This window comes from Streptomyces xylophagus (genome assembly GCF_000716435.1).
Taxonomy (GTDB): domain Bacteria; phylum Actinomycetota; class Actinomycetes; order Streptomycetales; family Streptomycetaceae; genus Streptomyces; species Streptomyces xylophagus.
In genome coordinates this window covers 1-375 of record NZ_JNWO01000164.1, presented here as the reverse complement: position 1 = coordinate 375, position 375 = coordinate 1, and the positions used below count along the sequence as shown (strand labels likewise).

Sequence of the window (375 nt, the reverse complement as noted above, 5' to 3'; positions counted from 1 at the left end):
CGGCGACACCTACCACTTCGTGCCGTTCGGCAACAAGGTCACCGGCATCGAGGACTACAAGGGCGAGATCGAGCGCATGTACCGCGCCGGTGCCGTCGTCTCCGTCAAAGCCGAAATCGTCTACAAGAACGACACCTACGACTTTGACGAGCAGACCATGGACCGCCCCCGGCACGTCCGGGACCGGTTCGCCGGCAAGTCCACCCGCGGCCGGATGGTCGGCGTCTACGCGTACGCGGTGATGCGCGGCGGCGCCCTCTCCCGGGTGGTGGAGATGGGTGAGGAGGAGGTGCTCGAGCACAAGGCGGCGTCCCGGTCCGGGAACGGCGCCGACTCGCCGTGGACGAAGTGGCCGCGCTCCATGTGGTTGAAGAC

At 67.2% G+C, this 375-nt stretch carries 1 protein-coding gene; it reads left to right on the top strand.

Annotated elements, in window-relative coordinates; all coding sequences use genetic code 11:
• On the top strand, positions 1-375 hold a 375-nt coding region (locus OO70_RS50805), incomplete at both ends, for a RecT family recombinase (RefSeq protein WP_199827572.1).